The organism is Pseudomonas sp. TWI923 (genome assembly GCF_039673365.1).
Lineage (GTDB): Bacteria > Pseudomonadota > Gammaproteobacteria > Pseudomonadales > Pseudomonadaceae > Aquipseudomonas > Aquipseudomonas sichuanensis.
This window is the reverse complement of sequence record NZ_JBDJLM010000016.1, coordinates 56238-79878: the sequence shown is the minus strand read 5'-3', so window position 1 is coordinate 79878 and position 23641 is coordinate 56238. Positions and strand designations below refer to the sequence as shown.

Genomic DNA, 23641 nt, shown 5'->3' with positions numbered 1-23641 from the left:
GCTCGATGACGAGCCAGTGCTGACGACCTTCCAGACCGTGACCGGCTGGGACCACAAGGACGGCGGCAGCCCGGAGGAGTCACGGCAGAAGACCATGACCTTGACCCATTCGCTGCTTACCGGCGAGCCAGTGCTCAATGCGGACGACAACGATGTGCAGATCCACTACGAGTACGATCAGTTGCGCCGGGTAACGGCCGAAACCGTGGCACCTGCAGATGACGCCTTCAAGGCGACACGCCATTACACCTACACCTTGTGCAGCAAACCCACCGATCAGGCGCAGCAGACCCGGCAGGATGTCAACGAGGTCATCACTCGTACCACGCTTGACGGCCTCAATCGTGTGGTGAAAGAAGAGCGTCAGGATAAGGACTTTGACGCGGGCAACTACCGTTTGCTGTATACCGCCGTCTACAACACGCTTGGGCAATTGACCGAGCAGACCGAGTACGACTGGCATGAGAAGACACTTGTGCCACTGAAATCGACGTTCGAATACGACATCTGGGGCCAGCAGCGCGCGGTGACGGGGCCCGACAACGTCAAGTTGATCGAAGAGAACGATCCGGTTGGCACGCCTGAGAGCAAGGGCAAGCGGGTGTCGAGCTGGCGAGAGGAAGGCTCGGGAGCGAATCCGAAGAAGACTGGCGTTACCGAGATTTGGCTCAATCGGTTCAACGAGCAGGATCGGATTGAGCGGCGCGATCTGCGCAATGGCCGGCTCAGTCTGCAGGTCAATGGCCATGATGGGCTCGGTCGGTTGGTTGAGCAGGTGGTGGGTGATACGGTCAAACGGACTACGGGTTTTGCCTATGACCCCTTCAACCGCAACGTCAAGACTGTATTGCCTGATGGTGCCTTCGTGCTGCGAACCTATGCAGAGCACAGTGGTGAAGACTTGCCGATCACTATCGCCGTGCAGCAATCGGCCTTGGCCGAGGTGAAGGAACTGGGTACCCAGGGCTTCGATGGGTTGGGCAGGATGGCGCTTTCCAACACCGGAGGCAGAGAGCAGGCGTATATCTATGATGCCGGGGTACGCAAACCCAAGACCGTGAGCACGCCCGAAGGCGAGATTCATTATACCTATGAGCTCAAGCTCAGCGAGAACCCCGCATCGCGCGTGATGGGGGCTACTGCTGGTGAGCTTGCGGTGATCTACAACTACGACAAGAAGAATGCACGCCTGGACGGTTGGACCATGCCAGCCGAAGGTGAGCGACACTGGCAGAAGCTCAAATGCGAGTATCACCAGACCGGCCAGATCAAAAGTGAGACCTGGACACAGCACGAGAGTGGCGATGAGGACGCGCCGCCGATCGGTGAGCCACAAACCCAGCACTATGTTTACAGCCACCGAGGCCGCTTGCTTAAGTACACCGATGTGCTGGGCCAAATCCAGACTAACGACTACTACCCTACCGGGCAGTTGAAAAAGACCACGCTGAAGGACAGGGCCGGCAAGGTGTTGCTGGAAACCGACTTTACTTACTACGAACTTGGGCAACTGCAGTCGTATACCACGCACGATCGAGAGGCTGGTCAGTCACTGGCTACCGAGTTGAAATATGACGAGTTCGACCGCGAGATCGAACGCAAGTTTACGGCAGGGTCGATGGTGCAGACGCTCATACAGCTCTACGACGATGTGGACGCCTTGAAGAAGCGTACGTTGTCTGAGAAGGGGGTAAACCTGCGGGTCGAAACGTATGAGTACGACAAGCGCCAGCGCCTGGAGAAGTACACCTTCAGCGGTCGTGGGGTTGATAATGATCCCTATCAGCCACAAGACCCCTATGGCAACTATATTACCGGGCAGGTGTTTACCTTCGATGCCTTGGATAATATCACTGAAGTGGTGACTACGTTTGTCGGTGGCTCGAATACTGCAACTTACCACTTTGAGGGCGACGACCCGGCGCAGTTGAGCAGAATCACCAATAAAGCCACGGATCCGTCGGTGCGCACGTTGAACGGCTACCCGGAAGAAATTGTTCTGGAGTATGACGAGAATGGCAATCTGGTTAAAGATGAGCAGGGCCGTGCGCTCAAGTACAATGCACTTAATCAGCTGTTGTCCGTGAGCGAGGAACAACAACAAATTGTCTCGTACTTCTATAATCCTCAGAACATCCTGATGGGTACGGATGAAGAACAACGCTTCTATCTGGGCGATGAATTGACCGCGCTCAAGACGGGCGATGGAGGAACGCGTATCAGTACTTCGCCGGCAGGGCCGTTGGCTGAACTCACCGTAGCCTCTATGAAGGAGTAAGCCTCATGAACTATATTAAAGGCCTTGTTATTTTTACACTGGCTACGGCCTCGGTGGTTGTCATCTCTTTTGCTCAGGAGGCGGGGAGTTATAGGGCTAAGGATGCTGGGGATCTTGGCGCTATAAAAATTTCGGAAAAAGTTGGTTACACCGGTGATAAATGCCAGCTGATACCGAAGGAGGGAGATTATACATATGCTATGGGGGATACGACTTGTAAGAGCGATCAGGCCAGGTATTTTAGTTTTGATGGCGTTCCCTCAGGCGTGCTTGTGCGGTTTTATGACGATAGGCAATGCCGGGAAACCGACGGGAACTGGATTTTTGAAGTCCGCACCACACAGAATCCAACCACCACCGGTGAGTTAGAGCTTCAGGCTGTGTTTGATCGGGAAGAAGGAACTGTCGTTGCGCCAGGTGTAAAACTTGAATACAAGAACCTGCGAGGGGGTGATAGTCAGGTCTACGGGAAGTTGTCATGTACGAGAATTAGATACTGACGTAAGCGTGTTCTGATCGCAATCAATACGACCCATGGCAAGTTTTATCTTGCCATGGGTCGTTGCATTTCAAGGGGTGATCTACCTTGGCTTCCGCTGATCTGTAAGGGACAGGCGTCTTGGGCGTCCGGCCGGCGTTGCCACTCCTCGCCATAGCCCTGCTATGACTCGTCGCGGCGCCTTGCCCGAACACCCAAGCCACTCGCCAAAAGAGAACGTATTTCCGAGACAGGACACTAGGCTCTGTCTGAAAAAAGCCGTCGCATACACCGCATGACGCAAGCCAGCGAGACCATTGCGGCATAACTTTTTGCGAGTTTGTCGAAGCGCGTGACGATTCGGCGGTTCTCTTTTAGCCAGCCGAACATGCGTTCGACGATGTTGCGCTGTCGATATTTGGGGCGATCAAACAGTCTCGGCAAGCCGGGTTTGGGCTTGCGTTTCATTGAGCGCAGCGGAATGACCGGCTGCATCCGATATCGATCGCAGTAACGGCGCAAGGCCTCGGCGTCGTAGCCTTTGTCAGCCAGCAACCATTTGCATCGTTTGCGTGGACGACCACGCTGGTTTGTCGGGATGCTGACATCATCAAGCAACGGCTGGACATAGCTGATGTCGCTGGCTTGGCCGCCAGAGAGAAGGAAGCGCAACGGTATCCCGTTGGCGTCGCAGAGCATATGGATTTTGGTTGTCAGGCCGCCGCGACTGCGGCCTAGAGCGTGATCGGCAGGCTCGTCAGGCCCCCTTTTTTCCGCGCTCCAGATGAAGCACGGGTTGCTCGAACAGCGGTCGAATCGATCATCCAGGTGTGGGGATCGATCAAGCCTTTGTCATTGACTCTGAGGTGCAATCGTCTGAGCATCTGATCGAATGTTCCGCGGTTTCGCCAGAGTCGGAAGCGGTGATAGACCGTCGCCCAAGACCCGAAGCGCTCGGGCATATCTCGCCAGGCTGCTCCTGAGCAGAGCACCCAGAGCACACCATCGAGCATCAAGCGATCACTGCTGCGGGGCCTGCCCCTGACGTGGGCCGCCGTAAAGAGGTCGGCGACCACTGCCCACGCTTCATCCGAGAGTTCATAACGCTTTGCCATCACAGAATTCCTTTCCGTAGATGGCCGGCGACTGTACAGAACCCAGGCTGTTCCGAGGGCACATTTCAGTTTCTTGGGATTTCAGACAGAGCCTAGTGAATATCGCCTTCGGCGGATGTGTTCAGTCGTTGCTTCTCTTGATGCCAATCAAACTTTTCACCCTTCTGTTCTGCCTCGTAGCGGTTTTCCTCGAGTGTCTGATACAGAGCCAGCTCTTCATCCGGCATGAAGTGCAGGCAATCCCCGCCAAAGAACCACAGCAGATCACGCGGTACCAGATGGGCGATCTGGGGATAGCGTTGGATCACCTGGCAGATCAGGTCCTGGCCCAGGTACTGGCTTTGCAGCGGGTCCTGGGGCAGCAGGGTGAGCAGCTCGTCGAAGCGCTCGAGGAACAGGGCGTGGCTTTCCTCCGGAACCTGTTCGGCTTCACCCAGCGCGGCCAGGATGGTGCGCAGGTGGTGGAGCAGTTGCAGGTGGTATTCCAGGTGGGGGTTGGCCATGGCGGCGGTCCTCGGGGTGGTTGAAACGGGGGGCGGAGTATACGCAGATTGGGCGGGTGAGGCACTCGGCGTTGATCGTCAGGGCACCGTCTTGTGTCGCTGGTGCCGGCCTCATCACCGGCGAAAGGGCCGCACAGCGGCCCCGCTATTGATCAGCGAATCTTGCCTGTCACAGGCTCCAGTTGCGCCTTGTCGAACGCATCCACATCGATCACCACCCGCCTTGCCTGCTCGGCCTGATGCAGGCGCTGGCCTTCCTCCGCCTGCAACACGCCCGCTTCGATCGCGGCGTCGATCACCGATTGCCCGGGGGCCGCCTGCACTTTGCCTTCCTTGATGGCCTGATGCAGCGCCTTGTGCAGCGGGGCGGCATCGTCCAGCAGGTCGCAGGCTGTCTGCAGTGCGGCTACCGGGTCGCCGTCGGCCTGAGGTCTGAAGCAACCCGCCAGCAGCTCTTCCAGCGCCGGGTCGCCTTTGCAGCGGCCGATCAGTGCGGCCACTTCGGCATCCAGTTCGTCACTGGGCCCGGTGTGGCGGCGGCCGAACGGGAACACCAGCAGGCGCAGGGCGCAGCCGATGAAGGCGTTGGGGAAGTTGTCCAGCAGCGCATCCAGGGCCTGCTCGGCCTTGCCCAGGCTTTCCTCCAGCGCCCAGCGCAACAACGGGCGCAGGTGCTCGGGCGAGCCCAGGTCGTGGTAGCGCTTGAGCGCGGCGCTGGCCAGGTACAGGTAGCTGAGCACATCGCCCAGCCGGGCGCTGAGCCGTTCGCGGCGTTTGAGTGCGCCGCCGAGCAGCATCATCGACAGGTCGGCCAGCAGGGCGAAGGCCGCCGCCTGGCGGTTGAGGGCGCGGAAGTAGCCCTGGCTCAGGGCGTCGCCCGGCACCTTCTCGAAATGCCCCAGGCCAAGGCCCAGCACCAGGGTGCTGGCGGCGTTACCAGCGGCGAACAGGATGTGTTGCATCAGCAGGTCGTCGAATTCCTTCAGTGCGTGGTCGTGGTCTTCGCGCCCGACCAGGGCCATTTCCCTGAGCACGAACGGGTGGCAGCGGATGGCGCCCTGGCCGAAAATCATCAGGTTGCGCGAGAGGATATTGGCCCCCTCGACGGTGATGAAGATCGGCGCGCCCTGCCAGTTGCGTCCCAGGTAGTTGTTCGGGCCCATGATGATGCCCTTGCCGCCGTGCACGTCCATGGCGTGCTGGATGCATTCGCGGCCGCGTTCGGTGAGGTGATACTTGAGGATCGCCGAGAGCACCGAGGGTTTTTCGCCCAGGTCCACGGCCTTGGCGGTGAGCAGGCGGGCGCTGTCCATCAGCCAGGCATTGCCGCCGATGCGTGCCAGGGATTCCTGGATGCCCTCGAAGGCGTTCAGCGGCACGTTGAACTGCTCGCGAACACGCGCGTACTGGCCGGTGACCAGGCTGGTGTACTTGGCCGCGCCGGTGCCGACTGCGGGCAGCGAGATGGAGCGGCCCACCGACAGGCAGTTCATCAGCATCATCCAACCCTTGCCGAGCATCTGCTGCCCGCCGATGAGCTGCTCCAGCGGCACGAACACATCCTTGCCACTGTTGGGGCCGTTCATGAAGGCGGCGCCCATCGGCAGGTGGCGCTTGCCGATTTCCACCCCCGGGGTGTCGGTGGGGATCAGGGCCAGGCTGATGCCCAGTTCTTCCTGATCGCCGAGCAGGTGGTCCGGGTCGTAGGCCTTGAACGCCAGGCCCAGCAAGGTGGCGACCGGGCCCAGGGTGATGTAGCGCTTCTCCCAGTTCAGGCGCAGGCCGATGACTTCTTCGCCATTCCACTGGCCTTTGCAGACGATGCCGGTATCGGGCATGGCGCCGGCGTCGGAGCCGGCCAGCGGGCCGGTGAGGGCGAAGCAGGGGATCTCGTCACCACGGGCCAGGCGCGGCAGGTAGTGGTTGCGTTGTTCATCGGTGCCGTAGTGCAGCAGCAGTTCGGCGGGGCCCAGGGAGTTGGGCACCATCACCGTCGAGGCCAGGTCGCCGCTGCGGGTGGCCAGTTTCATCGCCACCTGCGAGTGGGCGTAGGCGCTGAACCCTTTGCCGCCGTACTCCTTGGGGATGATCAGGGCGAAGAAGCCATGCTGCTTGATATGCGCCCAGGCTTCGGGGGGCAGGTCGAGGTCCTGGCCGATCTGCCAGTCGCTGACCATGGCGCATAGTTCTTCGGTGGGGCCGTCGATGAAGGCTTGTTCTTCATCGCTGAGTTTCGGGGTCGGGTAGTCGAGCAGGGTGTTCCAGTCCGGGCGCCCACTGAACAGGTGGCCGTCCCACCACACGGTGCCGGCGTCGATGGCTTCGCGTTCGGTTTGCGACATGGGCGGCAGGGTGCGCTGGAACCACTTGAACAGGGGCGCGGTGAACAGCTTGCGGCGTATTTCGGGCAGGGCGATGAAGGCGACTTTTATGGCGATCACTGCCCAGATCAGCGTCAGCAGCCAGCCGGGGGCATGGCTGAACAGGCCCATCAGCAAGGTGTAGGCGGCCATCGCCGCGAGGATCTGCAAAGGGGGCAAGCGACGGTGCGTGAGGTACGCAGCGCCCAATACCAGTACCAGCAACCACAACAGCAACATGATCCTTCCTCCTTGAAACCGGGGGGCATTCAGCCGACCCACAGAGCTTAGACGGGCTAGGAGGACTGACACGGCGGGGCGCCAAGAGTTCGTTTGGCCATCGCGGGGCAAGTCGCAGCGGCGAACCGCCGCTCCCACCCATGTGAACTGCATTCCAATCGTGGGAGCGGGCTTGCCCCGCGATGAGGCCATTGGATCAATCGGAGCGATTCATCCCCAGCTCCATGTCATCGATCAGCGCCTTGGCCATGGCGCTGAGGATGCGCGCCGAACTGCCGGCGAGCATGTCGTTTTCCATTTCGGCTTCGCAGGTGAGGTGACGGATGCAGCCAAGCAGTACCGACAACTCGTCGAAGGCGTGCTGGAAGGGGATGCCGGGCTGGATGCGGAACAGCTCCAGGCAGGGGGTGGTGCCTGAGGTGCTGCCATGGTTGGTCGGAGCGGTCATGGCCGTGCTCCCGTTTCGTGGCGGATCAGGGGGTAGAGCAGCTGGTTCAGGTAGACGCAGGTGTTCAGCAGGGTCTGGCGTTGTTCTTCGCGGTCGTTGTCGAAGTACAGGTCGAGGACTTCGCGCAGGCAGGCCATCAGGCGGGTGGCTTCGGTGCGGGCGGCATCGGGGGTGAGGTCGGGGGAGACGGTTAGGTAGGGGAAGAAGCGGGGTGGGTCGGGGACGATTTTTTTTATGATAAAGAGTCCTATGCGGTCATTGAAAACCACCATCCAGATCCTTTCTCACGAGGTGAGGGTGGCGGCCGTGTACGAGGTGAGAAACCGGGACATAGGACAAACCCGGCCAGACCGAAGTCTGCCCGCACACGGCCACCATTAGGGAACCGCTGGTTGTCATATGTGGTCGGGTTCTCACACCCGGTCACCAAATGTGGCGACCGGGTGAAGTTATCCCTGGGGTATCTTCCCGACAACGCGGCTGCTTCCGGCAGGTGTGTAGGATAGTTCCCAAGCTCCGCTGGCTGAAGCATTTGGTTTCAGGTTCGGAAAAATCTGACAACCTTTGAGAATGCTGGGGCTGCTGCGCAGCCCTTTCGCGGCACAAGGCCGCTCCTACAGGGTTACGCGATCCTCTGTAGGAGCGGCCTTGTGTCGCGAAAGGGCCGCGCAGCGGCCCCCGGGTTTCACTGGCAGCGAAAAACGCTTGGAGTAGACTGTCCCCCCTCCCGCATTCATAAGGACATCGCCATGCTAAAGATCTGGGGCCGCAAGAACTCAAGCAATGTGCGCAAGGCGCTGTGGATCGCCCACGAGCTGGGCCTGGACTTTGAATCCATCGACGCCGGCGGCGCCTTCGGCGTGGTCAACGAACCCCACTACCGCGCCCTCAACCCCAACGGCCTGGTGCCGATGCTCGAAGACGGCGACCTGGTGCTGTGGGAGTCCAACGCCATCGTCCGCTACTTGTGCGCCGAGTACGGCCAGGAGCAGGGCTGGTACCTCGACGACCCACGCCAACGTGCCCTGGCGGACAAGTGGATGGACTGGACCACCTCGTCCTTCGCCACCCCGTTCCGCCCATTGTTCTGGGGCCTGCTGCGCACCCCCGAAGACCAGCGCGACTGGGTGGCGATCAACGCCGCGCACAAGCAGTGCGCCCAGTTGCTGGCCATCGCCGACGAAACCCTGGCCAAACAGCCCTACCTGTCCGGTGAGCAGATCGGCATGGGCGACATCCCCCTGGGCAGCTTCATCTACGCCTGGTTCGAAATGCCCATCGAGCGCCCGGCGATGTACCACCTCGAAGCCTGGTACCAGCGCCTGAAACAGCGCCCGGCCTACCAGGCCGCGGTGATGACCGCCCTGACGTGACGCCACTTCGATAGTCATTATCAATAGATGTGACTGTACTTGTGCGGCCGGCCCTTGCACCATGGCCGCACTCACTGCGCCAGTGACTTTGCCTGGCGTGTCCTGAACCATTCTTTATCCGGTACGTGACCCGCTATGAGTTCCGCCCTGTCCATCCGACAGCTGACCAAGACCTACGGCAACGGCTTCCAGGCCCTCAAGGGGATCGACCTGGATGTCGCCGAAGGCGATTTCTTCGCCTTGCTCGGCCCCAATGGCGCCGGCAAGTCCACCACCATCGGCATCCTCTCCACCCTGGTGAACAAGACCAGTGGCACGGTCAACGTGTTCGGCCACGACCTGGACCGCGAGCCTGCGGCGCTCAAGCGCTGCCTGGGCGTGGTACCCCAGGAGTTCAACTTCAACCAGTTCGAGAAGACCTTCGACATCGTCGTCACGCAAGCGGGCTACTACGGCATCCCGCCGAAGCTGGCCAAGGAGCGTGCCGAGCAGTATCTGACCCAACTGGGGCTGTGGGACAAGCGTGACGTGCAGTCGCGCTCGCTGTCCGGGGGCATGAAGCGCCGCTTGATGATCGCCCGGGCGCTGATCCACGAACCGCGCCTGCTGATCCTCGACGAGCCGACCGCGGGGGTGGACATCGAGCTGCGCCGTTCGATGTGGAGCTTCCTCACCGAGCTCAACCAGAAGGGCATCACCATCATCCTCACCACCCACTACCTCGAAGAGGCCGAGCAGCTGTGCCGCAACATCGGCATCATCGACCACGGCACCATCGTCGAGAACACCAGCATGCGCCAGCTGCTGGGCAAGCTGCATGTCGAGACCTTCGTGCTCGACCTCAAGCACGACCTGCCCGCTGCGCCTGAGCTGCACGGCTACCCGTGCCGGCTGATCACCCCGCACACCCTGGAAGTGCAGGTAGAGAAGGAAATCGGTATCACCGCGCTGTTCGGCCAGCTGGCGCTGAAGAACATCGAGGTGCAGAGCCTGCGCAACAAGACCAACCGACTCGAGGAGCTGTTCGTGTCCCTGGTGGAAAAAAACCTGTCGAAGGTGGCCGTATGAGTGTGGAGCTGCGCACCAACTGGGTGGCCCTGAACACCATCGTCTACCGCGAAGTGCGGCGCTTCCTGCGTATCTGGCCGCAGACCCTGCTGCCGCCGGCGATCACCATGGTGTTGTACTTCGTGATCTTCGGCAACCTGATCGGTCGGCAGATCGGCGACATGGGGGGTTTCACCTACATGGAGTACATCGTGCCGGGGCTGATCATGATGTCGGTGATCACCAACTCCTACGGCAACGTGGTATCGAGCTTCTTCGGCAGCAAGTTCCAGCGCTCCATCGAAGAGCTGATGGTGTCGCCGGTGTCGCCGCACATTATCCTGGTCGGCTACGTATTGGGCGGTGTGCTGCGTGGCTTGGCGGTGGGGGTGATCGTCACGATCCTGTCGCTGTTCTTCACCCACTTGCAGGTGCATCACCTGGGCGTGACCGTGGTGGTGGTGTTGCTGACCGCGACCATCTTCTCGCTGCTGGGCTTCGTCAACGCGGTGTTTGCGCGCAATTTCGACGATATCTCGATCATCCCGACCTTCGTGTTGACGCCGCTGACCTACCTGGGTGGGGTGTTCTACTCGATCACCCTGCTGCCGCCGTTCTGGCAGACCGTGTCGTTGGCCAACCCGGTGCTGCACATGGTCAACTCGTTCCGCTACGGCATCCTAGGGGTGTCGGACATCAGCATTGGCACCGCGATCACCTTCATGCTGGTGGCTACCGCGCTGCTCTACCTGCTGTGTATCCGCCTGCTGGTCAGCGGCCGCGGCATGCGGGCGTAGGCAGCGGCACTGGCGCCGGCGCCACTGCCGGCCCACCCACCAGCGCCAGTAGAACTGGGTGGTGAAGTAGGCGAGTACGCCAAGCACCACCCCGCACACCACCGAGCCCAGCAGGAAGGGTTGCCACAGCGTTGCCAGCTGGTCGGTGACCCAGTCGACGGTGATCTCTTCGGGCAGCGTGCGTGGCGGTACCTGCATCAGCCAGGCGCCGGTCATGTAGGTGACGAAGAACACTGGCGGCATGGTCAGCGGGTTGGTCAGCCACACCAGGCTCACCGCGATGGGCAGGTTGCCGCGTACCGGGATCGCCAGGGCGGCGGCCAGCAGCATCTGCATGGGGATGGGGATCAATGCCGCGAACAGCCCGACGCCCATGGCCCGCGCCACCGAGTGGCGGTTGAGGTGCCAGAGGTTGGGGTCGTGGAGCAGCTTGCCGAAAAAGCGTAACGACTTGTGCTCCCGGATGCTGGTCGGGTCCGGCATGTAGCGTTTGAACAGACGGCGCGGCATGTGGGCTCCCGGCGGGGTTGAAGGGCGTCAGTATGCCTTGATTGAATCGCAGCCTCGTTCAGAGTTTGTGACAATTGTTTAGCAAAATTTCCCTCTTGATCAGCTAAGCCTCAGGGGCGTTTTTCGCTTCTGGAGCTCTATCTCATGCGCACAGGGATGCTTGCGCTCGCGCTCGGGCTGTTGAGCCTGCGCTTTCTGCCTGCTCTGCCACCGGTCGGGTGGTTGCTTGCATTGTCATTGCTGGGGCTGGCCTGCCTGCGTACGCGAGGCTGGCCGCTTGGCTGTTACCTGTTGGGGCTGTGCTGGGCGTGCTGGTCGGCGCAGCAGGTATTGGATGATCGGCTGGCCGCGGCACTGGACGGGCGTACCTTGTGGCTGGAGGGGCGGGTGGTCGGCCTGCCGGCGCGCACCGAGCACGGTGTGCGCTTCGAGCTGGAGCAGGCCAGCTCGCGTCGGGCCGAGTTGCCGCAGCGGTTGCAACTGAGCTGGTTCGATGGCCCTGGGTTACGCGGCGGGGAGCGCTGGCGGCTGGCGGTCAACTTGCGGCGCCCGCATGGGTTGCTCAACCCCCATGGCCCGGACCGCGAGGCTACCCTGCTGGCACGGCGGATCGGCGCGACCGGCACGGTCAAGGCGGGTGAGCGGCTGGGCGCTCCCGCCCATGACTGGCGTGACGGTATCCGCCAACGCTTGCTGGCGGTCGACGCCCATGGGCGTGAGGCGGCCCTGGCGGCGCTGGTGCTGGGCGATGGCGCGGGGCTGGCGCGCCAGGACTGGCAGGCCCTGCAAGCCACCGGCACGGTCCACCTGCTGGTGATCTCCGGGCAGCATATCGGGCTGCTGGCCGGGTTGGTCTATGGCGGGGTGGCCGGGCTGGCCCGCCTGGGCGCCTGGCCGCGACGCCTGCCTTGGTTGCCCTGGGCCTGCGGCCTGGCCATGGGGGCGGCGCTGCTGTACGGCTGGCTGGCGGGTTTTGGCGTGCCGGTACAGCGTGCCTGCCTGATGCTGGCGGTGGTACTGCTGTGGCGCCTGCGCTTTCGCCAGCTGGGCGTGGTGCTGCCCTTGTTGCTGGCGCTGCTGGGGGTGTTGCTGGTCGAGCCGCTGGCCAGCCTGTTGCCGGGCTTCTGGCTGTCGTTCGCCGCCGTGGCGGTGCTGGCGCTGTGTTTTTCCGCCCGGCTGGGCGCCTGGCAGCCTTGGCAGGCCTGGACGCGGGCGCAATGGGTGATCGCCGTGGGCCTACTGCCGGTGTTGTTGGCGCTGGGCCTGCCGATCAGCCTTACGGCGCCGCTGGCCAACCTGCTGGCGGTACCGTGGCTGAGCCTGGCGGTGCTGCCCTTGGCCTTGCTCGGTACCGCGCTGTTGCCGCTGCCCTGGCTGGGGGAGGGGCTGTTGTGGCTGGCGGGCGCTTCGCTGCACGGCCTGTTTGGCTGGCTTGCCCAGGTGGCAGGGCTGGTGCCGGCGTGGATTGGCGAGCCACTGCCGCTGTGGGCCGGGCTGCTGGTGGGGCTTGGCGCGTTGCTGGTGCTGTTGCCTCGGGGCGTGCCCTTGCGTGTGCCGGGTGCGGTCCTGTTGCTGGCCCTGTGGGCGCCACGTGAGCAGGTGCCGCATGGTCAGGTCGAAGTCTGGCAACTGGACGTTGGCCAAGGGCTGGCGGTGTTGCTGCGCACCCGCCAGCACAGCCTGTTGTATGACGCCGGGCCTGCGATGGGAGAGAGCGACCTGGGCGAAAGCGTGGTGCTGCCGACCTTGCGCAAGCTTGGGGTGCGGCAGTTGGACCTGATGCTGATCAGCCATGCCCATGCCGACCATGCCGGGGGCGCCGGGGCCGTTCATCGCGGGCTGCCGGTGAAACGGGTGCTGGCCGGCGAAGCGATGGCGTTGGCGGCAGGCTTGCACGGCCAGCCCTGCAAGAGTGGCGAGCGCTGGCAGTGGGATGGTGTCGATTTCGAGCTCTGGCACTGGCCGGGCGGGCCCAACAGCAATGAGCGTTCCTGTGTGCTGCGGGTCGAGGCCAATGGCGAGCGGTTGTTGCTGGCAGGCGACATGGAGGCCGGGGCCGAGCGGGCCTGGCTGGCCGCGACGGAGGATCCGCGTATCGACTGGCTGCAGTCGCCGCATCATGGCAGCCGCACGTCGTCCAGCGAGGCGCTCATCAGGGCCATGGCCCCACGAGGGGTGTTGATATCGCGCGGGCGGCACAATGGGTTCGGGCATCCTCATCCGCAGGTGATCGAGCGCTATCGGCGGCAGGGTATGAGCATTCATGACACGGCCTTGGAGGGCGCACTGCGGTTGTGGTTGGGGCGCCATGGTGGGGTGGAGGGCGCGCGGGGGCAGCGGCGGTTCTGGCGCGATCAGGAATGAACATTTGCTGGATGTTTGGAGTGCATGCCTTGGGCGTTGTGGTGGGGCACAAATCGAGCGCCGCCCGCGCGGCGCATCGCTGGCAAGCCAGCTCCCACATCTGTTTCGGGCCAGTCACTCCTGTGATTTCACCCCTGTCCGCCTTGTTGGTTCGACTCGGTATTGAAGTGGGCGCTGAAGGTCCTGCGCTTGACTTGAGACATGCACCAAGGCGGGCAGCGGTACCCTCACAGGCATAATTGGCCCGAAACAAATGTGGGAGCTGGCTTGCCAGCGATGCGCCGCGCGGGCGGCGCTCGATTTGCGCCACCCCGCAAATTCCAAGACGAACCCTACGATTTCCCTGACCTCCGGCAGATGAGCCCCCCGCGCGCGTATGGTAGAGTGGCGGCCTTTTTCCGAGGGGATGCTTACTGTGTGGGAATTGGTCAAGTCCGGTGGCTGGATGATGCTGCCGATCATCCTGAGTTCCATCGTTGCCATGGCAATCGTCGTTGAGCGCCTGTGGACCCTGCGCGCCAGCCGTGTCACCCCGCCGCACCTGCTGGGCCAGGTGTGGATGTGGATCAAGGACAAGCAACTCACCAGTGACAAGCTCAAGGCCCTGCGCGCCGATTCGCCGCTGGGCGAGATCCTCGCCGCAGGCCTGGCCAACTCGCGCCATGGCCGCGAGATCATGAAAGAGTGCATCGAGGAAGCCGCCTCGCGGGTCATCCACGAGCTGGAACGCTATATCAGCACCCTCGGCACCATCGCCGCCATGGCCCCGCTGCTCGGCCTGCTGGGCACGGTGCTGGGCATGATCGACATCTTCAGCGCCTTCATGGGCTCGCAGATGACCGCCAACGCCGCAGTACTCGCCGGGGGTATTTCCAAGGCGCTGGTGACCACGGCCGCCGGCCTGATGGTCGGTATCCCGGCGGTGTTCTTCCACCGTTTCCTGCTGCGCCGCATCGATGAGCTGGTGGTGGGCATGGAGCAGGAAGCGATCAAACTGGTGGAAGTGTTGCAGGGCGACCGTGAAGTGGAAGTGGCCGGAGGCAAGGCGTGAAGTTCCGGCGCAACCGTCAGCGCGAGAACGTCGACATCAACCTGGCGTCGTTGATCGACGTGGTGTTCGTGCTGCTGCTGTTCTTCGTGGTCACCACCACCTTCACCCGTGAGACGCAACTGCGCGTCGAACTGCCCGAGGCCGCCAGTGCCGAGCAGGCGCCGGCCGACCAGGGCAAGCTGGTGGAAATCTCCATCAGCGCCGAGGGTGTGTATTCGGTGAACAACCACCTGCTGCCCAAGAGCGACCTGGACACCCTGACCGAAGCGATCGAGAAGGAATCCGGCGGTGACATCACCCTGCCGCTGGCGATCAGCGCCGACGGCAAGACCCCGCACCAGGCTGTGATCACCGCAATGGATGCGGCCGGCAAGCTCGGCTTCAGCAAGTTGCGCATGACCACCGTCGAGGCTGCGCAGGGTAAGCCCTGATGGCCTTCGCCGACCGCCTGCTCGCCGCCTGGTACAACGGCCATCCAGCCCTGGCGCTGCTACGCCCGCTGGAGGCGCTGTACCGCCGGGTGGTGATGCGCAAGCGCGCGCGCTTCCTCAGTGGTGAGAGCGCCAGCTACCGGGCTCCGGTGCCAGTGATAGTAGTGGGCAACATTACCGTTGGCGGCACCGGCAAGACGCCGATGATCCTCTGGCTGATCGAGCACTGCCGAAAGCGTGGGCTCAAGGTTGGCGTGGTCAGCCGTGGTTATGGTGCCAAGCCGCCTGAATACCCCTGGCGCGTCGCCGCCAAGCAGAGCGCCGAACAGGCTGGCGACGAGCCGTTGCTGATCGTCCAGCGTACCGGCGTGCCGCTGATGATCGACCCCGACCGATCTCGCGCCGTGCAGGCGCTGCTGGCCAGCGATGCGCCCGACCTGATCCTCTGCGATGACGGCATGCAGCACTATCGCCTGGCCCGTGACCTGGAGTTGGTGCTGATCGACGCCGCCCGTGGCCTGGGCAACCGCCGCTGCCTGCCCGCCGGGCCGCTGCGCGAGCCGGCCGAGCGCCTGCACGAGGCCGACGCGGTGTTGTTCAATGGCGCCGCGGCCGACCGTGAGCAAGGTTTCGCGTTTCGCCTGCAGCCCACCGCGCTGATCAACCTGCGCAGCGGCGAGCGCCGTGACCTTGACCTGTTTCCTGCGGGCCAGGCGCTGCATGCCGTGGCCGGCATCGGCAACCCGCAACGTTTCTTCAATACCCTGCAGGGGCTAAACTGGCAGCCGCTGCCGCACCCGTTCGCCGACCATGCGCCGTACAGCCGTGAGCTGCTGTCGTTCAGCCCGCCGCTGCCGCTGGTGATGACCGAGAAGGATGCGGTGAAGTGCCGGCCCTTCGCCGCCGACGACTGGTGGTACCTGGCGGTCGATGCGCTGCCTTCGGCGGCCTTCGCCGCCTGGTTCGACGCACAGCTGGACCGCCTGCTGCCCGGCCGCCCCTGAGCCTTTTTCATTTTCCGGCCACTGGCCTCAAGGAAACCCCATGGACACCAAACTGCTCGATATCCTGGCCTGCCCGATCACCAAGGGCCCGCTCAAGCTCAGCGCCGACAAGACCGAGCTGATCAGCAAGGGCGCGGGCCTGGCCTACCCGATCCGCGACGGCATCCCGGTGATGCTGGAAACCGAGGCGCGCACCCTGACCGATGAAGAGCGCCTGGACAAATGAGCCTGGATTTCACCGTGGTGATCCCCGCCCGGCTGCGCTCCACGCGCCTGCCGGGTAAGCCGCTGCTGGCGATTGCCGGCAAGCCGATGGTCCAGCATGTGTGGGAGCAGGCGCGTAAGAGCGGCGCCAAGCGCGTGGTCATCGCCACCGACGATGCCAGCATCGTCGAGGCCTGCCAGGCGTTCGGCGCCGAGGTGCTGCTGACCCGCGCCGACCACGAGTCGGGCACCGATCGCCTGGCCGAAGTTGCCGCGCAGCTCGGGCTGGCGGCGGATGCCATCGTGGTCAACGTGCAAGGTGACGAGCCGCTGATCCCGCCGGTGATCATCGACCAGGTGGCGGCCAACCTCGCCGCGCACCCCGAAGCCGGTATCGCGACGCTGGCCGAGCCGATCCACGAACCGGAAACCGTGTTCAACCCCAACGCGGTCAAGGTCACCAGCGACAAGCACGGCCTGGCGCTGACCTTCAGCCGTGCACCTTTGCCCTGGGCCCGCGATGCCTTTGCCAAGGCGCGTGACGTGCTGCCCGAGGGTGTGCCCTACCGTCGCCATATCGGCATGTACGCCTACCGCGTCGGATTCCTTCAGGACTTCGTCGGCTGGGGCCCATGCTGGCTCGAGCAGACCGAGGCGTTGGAGCAGCTGCGTGCACTGTGGCATGGCGTGCGTATCCACGTCGCCGATGCCATCGAAGCCCCGGCCGTGGGCGTCGACACCCCTGAAGACCTGGAGCGCGTGCGGCGCTTGCTGGAGGCCTGATGCGCATTTTGTTCGTCTGCCTCGGCAATATCTGCCGTTCGCCCACTGCCGAAGGCGTGTTGCGCCACCAGCTGGAGGCCGCTGGCCTGGCTGAACAGGTGCATGTGGCGTCTGCCGGCACCGGTGACTGGCATGTGGGCAAGGCCCCCGACAGCCGGACCTGCAAGGCCGCGCTGGCGCGTGGCTACGACCTGTCGCGCCAGCGCGCCCAGCAGGTCAAGGCGGCGCATTTCGCTGAATACGACCTGATCCTGGCCATGGACAACAGCAACCTGGCCAACCTCAAGGCACTGCGCCCGCACAACGCCAAGGGCGAGTTGGACCTGTTCCTGCGCCGCTACGGCGCGGCGCTGGATGAAGTGCCCGACCCTTATTACGGCGGTGCCGAAGGTTTCGAACAGGTCCTGGACCTGATCGAGGCGGCCTGCCGCGAGCTGGTGGTGGAAATCAAGGGGCGGTTATGACGGTGGCGTGGCAGCAACAGGTATCGCTCAAGCCCTACAACACCTTCGGCATCGATGTGCGTGCGCGTTACTTCACCCAGGCCCATGACGATGAGGAAGCGCGTCAGGCCCTGGCCGAGGCCGCCGAGCGGCAGGTGCCGGTGCTGGTGATCGGCGGTGGCAGCAACCTGCTGCTGACCCGCGACATCGATGCCCTGGTGCTGCACATGGCCAGCCGTGGCCGGCGCCTGCTCAGCGATGATGGCGAGCGGGTGGTGGTGGAGGCCGAGGCTGGTGAGCCCTGGCACCCCTTCGTGCAGTGGACCCTGGCCCAAGGCCTGAGTGGGCTGGAGAATCTCAGCCTGATCCCTGGCACCGTGGGGGCCGCGCCAATGCAGAACGTCGGCGCTTATGGGGTCGAGATCAAGGACGTTTTCGCCGGCCTGACCGCGCTCGACCGAGAGACCGGTGAGCTGCGCGATTTCACGCTGCAGGAGTGCGCGTTCGGCTACCGGGACAGTCTGTTCAAGCGCAACCCCGGGCGTTGGTTGATCCTGCGCGTGCGTTTTGCCCTTGACCGGACGTTGCGGGCGCACCTGGATTACGGCCCGGTGCGTCAGCGTTTGACCGAGCAGGGCGTCGGGCAGCCGACCGCGCAGGCCATCAGTGATGCGATCTGCAGCATTCGCCGGGAGAAACTGCCGGACCCTGTTGAATTGGGCAATGCCGGGAGCTTCTTCAAGAACCCGGTGGTGACGGCGGCGCTGGCCGAGCAGATTCGTAGCGCTTACCCGACCGTGGTGGCTTATCCGCAGGCAGGTGGCCAGGTGAAGCTGGCGGCGGGTTGGTTGATCGAGCAGGCCGGGTGGAAGGGCCATCGTGATGGCGATGCCGGTGTGCATCGCTTGCAGTCGTTGGTACTGGTGAACTATGGCCAGGCGAGTGGGGCGCAGTTGCATGCGCTGGCGCAGAAGATCCAGGCGGATATCCTTGAACGGTTCGGCGTGGAGTTGGAGATGGAGCCGAACCTGTACTGACGCAATCGCGGGGCAAGCCCGCTCCCACGTACACAGTAGCGTGGGGGCGGCGGTGCGCCGCTGCGACTTGCCCCGCGATCACCGGCGAAGCCGGTGCCAAGTTTTCCCGGCAAAGAAAAAGCCCCGCCAGTTCGCACTGGCGGGGCTTTTTCATTCAGCGACCGGAATCAACCGTGATGAGGCTTGTGCTCGTCTTCGGTGGTTTCCAGGGCTGGGGCGGCCTGGGCGGCAGCCAGGGCAGCAGCGGCTGCTTCGGCTTCGCGCTTGCGGCGGCGCACTTCACGCGGGTCGTTCGGCGCGCGGCCGTTCGGCAGCATGACAGGGGCCGGCTCGACCACGGCTTCTTCGGCAGGTGCCTGTTCGGCAACCACTGGAGCCGGTTTGGCAGCTGGCGCTTCGACCACTTCGGCCTGTACTTCAACAGCCTGGGCCTCGACGGCCGGAGCCGCTTCGAAGGCAACCGGAGCCTGAACTTCAGCCACTTCGGCGACCGGCGCTGGTTCGATCTCGGCGGCTGCCACTGCTGGAGCCTCCACGACCGGTGCAGCTTCGATCACGACAGCCACCTGCTCGGCAACCGCTTCTTCGATCACTGGCTGTGGTGCTACTTCAACAGCGGGCTCGAAGCTCGGCTCGGCGGCGACTACGGGTTCGCTGACCGGCTGCTCGACCACTGGAGCGATCACGATGGCCTCGGTTTGCTCGGCAGCCTGGACCACTTCGCTGCTTTCAGCCTGGGCTTCGGCGACAACGGCGCTGGCGCGTTCTGCCTGCTGGTTGGCCTGGGCTTCGGCGTCGGCGCTGATGTTGCTGGTGGCGACGGCGGCGGTGACCGCGATGCCGGCTGCCAGTTCGGCGCCCAGCGGGGTAGCCTGGTGCTGTTGTGGCTGCTGCTCTTCGCTGGCTTCGTCGTCGCCGCCTTCGATCAGCTCGCCATCGGCGTTGCGCTGACGTTCACGACGGTTGCTGCGACGGCGCTGGCCGCGGGAGCGACGGCGCGGACGCTCGCCATCGGCGCTTTCCTGCTCGTCCTGCAACAGCTCTTCGTTCGGCAGTTGCTCCTCGTTGAGTTCGGCAGCCTGTTCAGCAACCTGCTCGTCAGGGCGCGGCTGGCGCTCTTCACGCGGCGGGCGTGGCTGGCGCTCTTCGCGCGGTGCACGCTCTTCGCGTGGAGCGCGTTCTTCACGCGGTGCACGTTCTTCACGCGGTGCACGATCTTCGCGCGGGGCGCGCTCTTCACGCGGCGCACGTTCTTCGCGTGGGGCACGCTCTTCACGTGGAGCGCGCTCTTCACGGGCTACGCGCTCTTCGCGTGGTGCACGCTCTTCACGCTGCTGGCGCTCTTCGCGGGCAGCTGGTGCGGCGTCCAGTGGCTCGCGCAGTTCGCGTACACGTTCTTCACGGTTGCCGCGGCGGTCATCGCGCGGCTGGCGTGGTGCGCGTTCTTCGCGCGGTGCACGCTCTTCACGCGGTGCACGCTCCTCGCGAGGGGCACGCTCTTCGCGTGGCTGGCGCTCTTCACGTGGTGCACGCTCGGCGCGTTCTTCACGCGGTTTGCGCTCTTCGTCGCGACGGCCATTGCGATTGCGGCTCTGCTGGCGACCGTTGCGACGCTCCTCGTTGCGCGGGGTGCGCTCGGTGGCAGGCTTCTCGGTGGTTGCAACCGGGGCGGCGACAGGCTCTTCCTTGCCGGCGAACAGGCTGACCAGCGACTTCACCAGGCCTTTGAACAGGCTTGGCTCTGGCACGCTAGGGGCGGCAGCGGGTGCTGCGGCAGGCTGCGCTTCTTCTGTGCTTGGCACGACAGCGTTGGCGCGGGCTGGAGCGGTCTTGATCGCGGCTTCCTGGCGAACCAGGGTGCGGGTGGCGGTCGGCTGCGGCGCTTCTTCTGTTTCGGAAGCTGCGATCTCGTAGCTGGACTGGTTGTTCAGCACTTCCGGGTTGTCGTCGCGCAGGCGCTGGACTTCGAAGTGCGGCGTTTCCAGGTGATCGTTCGGCAGGATGATGATGCGCGCGCGAGTGCGCAGTTCGATCTTGGTGATCGAGTTGCGTTTCTCGTTGAGCAGGAAGGCGGCGACCGGGATCGGCACCTGGGCGCGCACCTCGGCGGTACGGTCTTTCAGCGCTTCTTCTTCGATCAGGCGCAGGATCGCCAGCGATAGCGACTCGACGTCACGGATGATGCCGGTGCCGGAGCAGCGTGGGCAGACGATGCCGCTGCTTTCACCCAGCGATGGGCGCAGGCGCTGACGGGACATTTCCAGCAGGCCGAAACGCGAGATGCGACCAACCTGCACGCGGGCGCGGTCGGCCTCCAGGCATTCACGCACGCGCTCTTCGACGGCGCGCTGGTTCTTGGCCGGGGTCATGTCGATGAAGTCGATGACGATCAGGCCGCCGATGTCACGCAGGCGCAGCTGGCGGGCGATTTCTTCGGCCGCTTCCAGGTTGGTCTGCAGGGCGGTTTCTTCGATGTCGCTGCCTTTGGTGGCGCGCGCCGAGTTGATGTCGATGGACACCAGGGCCTCGGTCGGGTCGATGACGATCGAGCCGCCGGACGGCAGGTCGACAACGCGCTGGAAGGCGGTTTCGATCTGGCTTTCGATCTGGAAGCGGTTGAACAGTGGGACGCTGTCTTCGTACAGCTTGACCTTGCTGGCGTACTGCGGCATCACCTGGCTGATGAAGGTCAGGGCTTCTTCCTGGGCGTCGATGCTGTCGATCAGCACTTCGCCGATGTCCTGGCGCAGGTAATCGCGGATCGCGCGGATGATGACGTTGCTTTCCTGGTAGATCAGGAACGGCGCGGAGCGGTCCAGCGAGGCTTCCTTGATGGCGGTCCACAGCTGCAGCAGGTAGTCGAGGTCGCACTGCATTTCTTCGCTGCTGCGGCCAAGGCCTGCGGTGCGCACGATCAGGCCCATGTCGCCTGGAACGGTCAGGCCGTTGAGGGCTTCACGCAGTTCGTTGCGCTCTTCGCCTTCGATGCGGCGGGAGATGCCACCGGCACGGGGGTTGTTGGGCATCAGCACCAGGTAGCGGCCAGCCAGGCTGATGAAGGTGGTCAGGGCGGCGCCTTTGTTGCCACGCTCTTCCTTCTCGACCTGGACGATGACTTCCTGGCCTTCGCTCAGTACTTCCTTGATGTTGACCCGGCCTTCGGGGGTCTTCTTGAAGTATTCGCGGGAAATTTCCTTGAGTGGCAGGAAGCCGTGACGTTCGGAACCAAAGTCGACAAAGGCGGCTTCGAGGCTTGGCTCGATACGGGTGATCTTGCCTTTGTAGATGTTGGCTTTTTTCTGCTCGCGCGCGCCGGACTCGATGTCCAGGTCGTAGAGGCGTTGGCCGTCTACCAGGGCTACACGCAACTCTTCGGGTTGAGTTGCGTTAATCAGCATTCTTTTCATGTTGTACCGTCGGTTTCCGGGCTGCCGGAAACGGCGTTCGGCACACACGACGTATCTGGGTCGGTGCCAAGGTGCGCAAAGGGTGGCGGGCCACCCCCGTGTCGAGCAACGTTCGGCACCAGCCGGTTGCCCAGCCTGCCGTTGTCGCGACGACGCGTCCTGTTCGCTGTGGTGCCAACGAGCCCCTTAGGTGTTCGAATCGACGTTCATCGATAGCCGAATCAGCCAGACAGGCCTCGTGCACTCATGACAGGAGGAGGAATCAACCGTCAGCCGTGGACGCTGCTAGAGCGTCTGTTCAGGACCTTATCCGCTCATCGCCCGTTCAGTGGGGCGGTGGCCGGACGCGGTGCTACACGGTCCGAGGGCTGTGCATCTCCACCCTGCACGTATCCCTGATAATTCGGGTGCTGCCGTGCGCTGAATCCGCAACGGGTTGCATTTTTCGTCAGCGCGGGTACCGCGCTGGCGCCATTTATGTCCAAGGCAGGTATTTCCGAAGCATTCGCCGGGCGTTACGTGGAAGCGACTGGCGGGCAGAGGTGCGGCGAAAAAGGTTCGGTAAGCAGGTGGAACACCGCGCTTGTCGTTTTTCTTCGGTCTTCTCTACGCAGCGCTGGTGGCGATTCCAGGCATTTGTTTAAACTGACGAAAACCCCGTAGGACGGCCTCGCGTCCTGGAGAATTGCGATGGTCAGGAACCGGCGTAGAGCCTGGTATCGCTGGCCTGCCGCTTTTGGCGGCGTTCGCGACTATAGCAGTTATGATTAAGTGCTTCAATTCCATAAAAAATTGTTATGATCCCGCCATGACGACCAATACCCCTCCGACTTCCGGCGTACAGCTGATCGAAGTCGCGCCGGAGCTTGCCGGCCAACGCATCGACAATTTCCTCATCACGGCCCTCAAGGGCGTGCCCAAAACCTTGGTTTATCGCATCCTGCGCAAGGGTGAGGTGCGGGTCAATAAAGGGCGGATCAAGCCTGAATACAAGCTGCAGGCTGGCGATATCGTCCGCGTGCCGCCTGTGCGCCTGCCTGAGCGCGACGAGCCGGCGCCCGTGGCCCAGGGGCTGCTGCAGCGCCTGGAAGCCGCCATCGTCTATGAAGACAAGGCGCTGATCGTGATGAACAAACCATCCGGGATTGCCGTGCATGGCGGCAGTGGTTTGAGTTTCGGGGTGATCGAGGCGCTGCGTCAGTTGCGCCCTGATGCCAAGGAGCTGGAGCTGGTGCATCGCCTGGATCGCGACACTTCCGGCCTGCTGATGATCGCCAAGAAGCGCAGCATGCTGCGCCACCTGCATGCCGCCCTGCGCGGCGACGGCGTGGACAAGCGCTACATGGCGCTGGTGCGCGGCCATTGGCCGACCGCGAAGAAGCAGGTCAGCGCGCCGTTGCTCAAGAGCAACCTGCGCTCGGGCGAGCGCATGGTCGAGGTGAATGACGAAGGCAAGGAGGCGTTGACGATGTTCCGCGTGCTGCGCCGTTTCGGCGAATTCGCCACCATCGTCGAGGCTCGGCCGATTACCGGTCGCACCCACCAGATTCGTGTGCACACCTTGCATGCCGGGCATATGATCGCCGGCGACAGCAAATACGGCGATGAAGATTTCAGTCGCGAGATTCGTGAGCTGGGCGGCAAGCGCCTGTTCCTGCATGCCTATCAACTCACGGTGCCGCTGCCTGACGGCGGTGAGCTCAAGCTCGAAGCGCCGGTGGATGAAGTGTGGGCCAAGACCGTGGAGCGCCTGAGCGCGACCTGACCT

The 23641-nt window shown here is 63.4% G+C and carries 20 protein-coding genes and 1 pseudogene; 14 read left to right on the top strand and 7 right to left on the bottom strand.

Annotated elements, in window-relative coordinates:
- Together ABE459_RS09740 and ABE459_RS09735 are read left to right on the top strand one after the other, a co-directional pair.
- Positions 1-2278 (top strand): annotated as a pseudogene (locus ABE459_RS09740) (sugar-binding protein); the annotation flags it as partial.
- A 5-nt stretch (positions 2279-2283) separates the two neighbouring features.
- Positions 2284-2778: a hypothetical protein gene (locus tag ABE459_RS09735; RefSeq protein ID WP_346648019.1), complete on the top strand. Its 495-nt coding sequence runs from the start codon at positions 2284-2286 to the stop codon at positions 2776-2778.
- Between the two features lie 236 nt (positions 2779-3014).
- On the opposite strand, the gene ABE459_RS09730 is transcribed toward ABE459_RS09735, so the two are convergent.
- The 5 genes from ABE459_RS09730 to ABE459_RS09710 all read right to left on the bottom strand — a co-directional run bounded on the left by ABE459_RS09730 (position 3015) and on the right by ABE459_RS09710 (position 7691).
- A protein-coding gene (locus ABE459_RS09730) for an IS5 family transposase (protein WP_346648018.1) occupies positions 3015-3871 on the bottom strand; the annotation gives its coding sequence in 2 pieces (ribosomal slippage) (positions 3015-3523 and positions 3523-3871; 858 coding nt in all).
- Between the two features lie 92 nt (positions 3872-3963).
- Complete coding sequence (locus ABE459_RS09725) at positions 3964-4374, bottom strand: PA2817 family protein (protein ID WP_258705995.1); 411 nt, start codon at positions 4372-4374, stop codon at positions 3964-3966.
- Positions 4375-4526: 152 nt separating this feature from the next.
- Positions 4527-6974 (bottom strand): acyl-CoA dehydrogenase, encoded by a 2448-nt coding sequence (locus ABE459_RS09720; protein ID WP_258705996.1) that lies wholly within the window; start codon positions 6972-6974, stop codon positions 4527-4529.
- 196 nt (positions 6975-7170) lie between these two features.
- Positions 7171-7422, bottom strand: coding sequence for a DUF3077 domain-containing protein (locus ABE459_RS09715; protein ID WP_258705997.1), 252 nt, complete (start codon positions 7420-7422; stop codon positions 7171-7173).
- Positions 7419-7691, bottom strand: a complete 273-nt coding sequence (locus ABE459_RS09710; RefSeq protein WP_323833965.1) for a hypothetical protein — start codon at positions 7689-7691, stop codon at positions 7419-7421. The genes ABE459_RS09715 and ABE459_RS09710 overlap by 4 nt, the downstream gene beginning before the upstream one ends.
- A 480-nt stretch (positions 7692-8171) precedes the next feature.
- Between ABE459_RS09710 and ABE459_RS09705 the strand changes: the two genes are divergently transcribed.
- From ABE459_RS09705 to ABE459_RS09695, 3 genes are all read left to right on the top strand, one after another.
- The gene (locus tag ABE459_RS09705; RefSeq protein WP_323833963.1) at positions 8172-8795 is read left to right on the top strand and encodes a glutathione S-transferase; all 624 of its coding nucleotides are present in this window, start codon (positions 8172-8174) and stop codon (positions 8793-8795) included.
- 135 nt (positions 8796-8930) lie between these two features.
- Positions 8931-9863, top strand: a complete 933-nt coding sequence (locus ABE459_RS09700) for an ABC transporter ATP-binding protein (protein WP_125857883.1) — start codon at positions 8931-8933, stop codon at positions 9861-9863.
- On the top strand, positions 9860-10639 hold the full coding sequence (locus ABE459_RS09695) for an ABC transporter permease (protein ID WP_125463214.1): 780 nt from the start codon (positions 9860-9862) through the stop codon (positions 10637-10639). Before ABE459_RS09700 ends, ABE459_RS09695 begins: the two co-directional genes overlap by 4 nt.
- Here ABE459_RS09695 and ABE459_RS09690 read toward each other — a convergent pair.
- Positions 10523-11149 (bottom strand): DUF2062 domain-containing protein, encoded by a 627-nt coding sequence (locus ABE459_RS09690; protein ID WP_125463215.1) that lies wholly within the window; start codon positions 11147-11149, stop codon positions 10523-10525. The genes ABE459_RS09695 and ABE459_RS09690 overlap by 117 nt on opposite strands.
- 144 nt (positions 11150-11293) lie before the next feature.
- On the opposite strand from ABE459_RS09690, the gene ABE459_RS09685 reads away from it, so the two are divergent.
- From ABE459_RS09685 to murB, 8 genes are all read left to right on the top strand, one after another.
- Positions 11294-13513: a DNA internalization-related competence protein ComEC/Rec2 gene (locus tag ABE459_RS09685; RefSeq protein ID WP_323833960.1), complete on the top strand. Its 2220-nt coding sequence runs from the start codon at positions 11294-11296 to the stop codon at positions 13511-13513.
- 415 nt (positions 13514-13928) lie between these two features.
- Positions 13929-14564: a MotA/TolQ/ExbB proton channel family protein gene (locus tag ABE459_RS09680; RefSeq protein ID WP_138221286.1), complete on the top strand. Its 636-nt coding sequence runs from the start codon at positions 13929-13931 to the stop codon at positions 14562-14564.
- Entirely contained in the window at positions 14561-14995 is a 435-nt protein-coding gene (locus ABE459_RS09675) for a biopolymer transporter ExbD (RefSeq protein WP_125463217.1), read from the top strand. Before ABE459_RS09680 ends, ABE459_RS09675 begins: the two co-directional genes overlap by 4 nt.
- Positions 14995-15999, top strand: a complete 1005-nt coding sequence (gene lpxK / locus ABE459_RS09670) for a tetraacyldisaccharide 4'-kinase (RefSeq protein WP_323833275.1) — start codon at positions 14995-14997, stop codon at positions 15997-15999. The genes ABE459_RS09675 and lpxK overlap by 1 nt, the downstream gene beginning before the upstream one ends.
- A 40-nt stretch (positions 16000-16039) precedes the next feature.
- On the top strand, positions 16040-16225 hold the full coding sequence (locus ABE459_RS09665; RefSeq protein WP_125463219.1) for a Trm112 family protein: 186 nt from the start codon (positions 16040-16042) through the stop codon (positions 16223-16225).
- Positions 16222-16986: a 3-deoxy-manno-octulosonate cytidylyltransferase gene (kdsB, locus tag ABE459_RS09660; protein WP_125857888.1), complete on the top strand. Its 765-nt coding sequence runs from the start codon at positions 16222-16224 to the stop codon at positions 16984-16986. Before ABE459_RS09665 ends, kdsB begins: the two co-directional genes overlap by 4 nt.
- Positions 16986-17450, top strand: a complete 465-nt coding sequence (locus tag ABE459_RS09655; protein WP_346648017.1) for a low molecular weight protein-tyrosine-phosphatase — start codon at positions 16986-16988, stop codon at positions 17448-17450. Before kdsB ends, ABE459_RS09655 begins: the two co-directional genes overlap by 1 nt.
- Positions 17447-18466 carry a UDP-N-acetylmuramate dehydrogenase gene (murB, locus tag ABE459_RS09650; protein WP_323833279.1) on the top strand — a complete coding sequence of 340 codons (1020 nt, stop codon included), beginning with the start codon at positions 17447-17449 and terminating at the stop codon, positions 18464-18466. Before ABE459_RS09655 ends, murB begins: the two co-directional genes overlap by 4 nt.
- A 167-nt stretch (positions 18467-18633) precedes the next feature.
- On the opposite strand, the gene rne is transcribed toward murB, so the two are convergent.
- A complete protein-coding gene (rne, locus tag ABE459_RS09645) occupies positions 18634-21873 on the bottom strand; it encodes a ribonuclease E (RefSeq protein WP_323833281.1) in 3240 nt (1079 codons plus the stop codon).
- 808 nt (positions 21874-22681) lie between these two features.
- Here rne and rluC point away from each other — a divergent pair.
- Positions 22682-23638: a 23S rRNA pseudouridine(955/2504/2580) synthase RluC gene (rluC, locus tag ABE459_RS09640; protein WP_125463224.1), complete on the top strand. Its 957-nt coding sequence runs from the start codon at positions 22682-22684 to the stop codon at positions 23636-23638.
- Positions 23639-23641 lie beyond the last annotated feature (3 nt).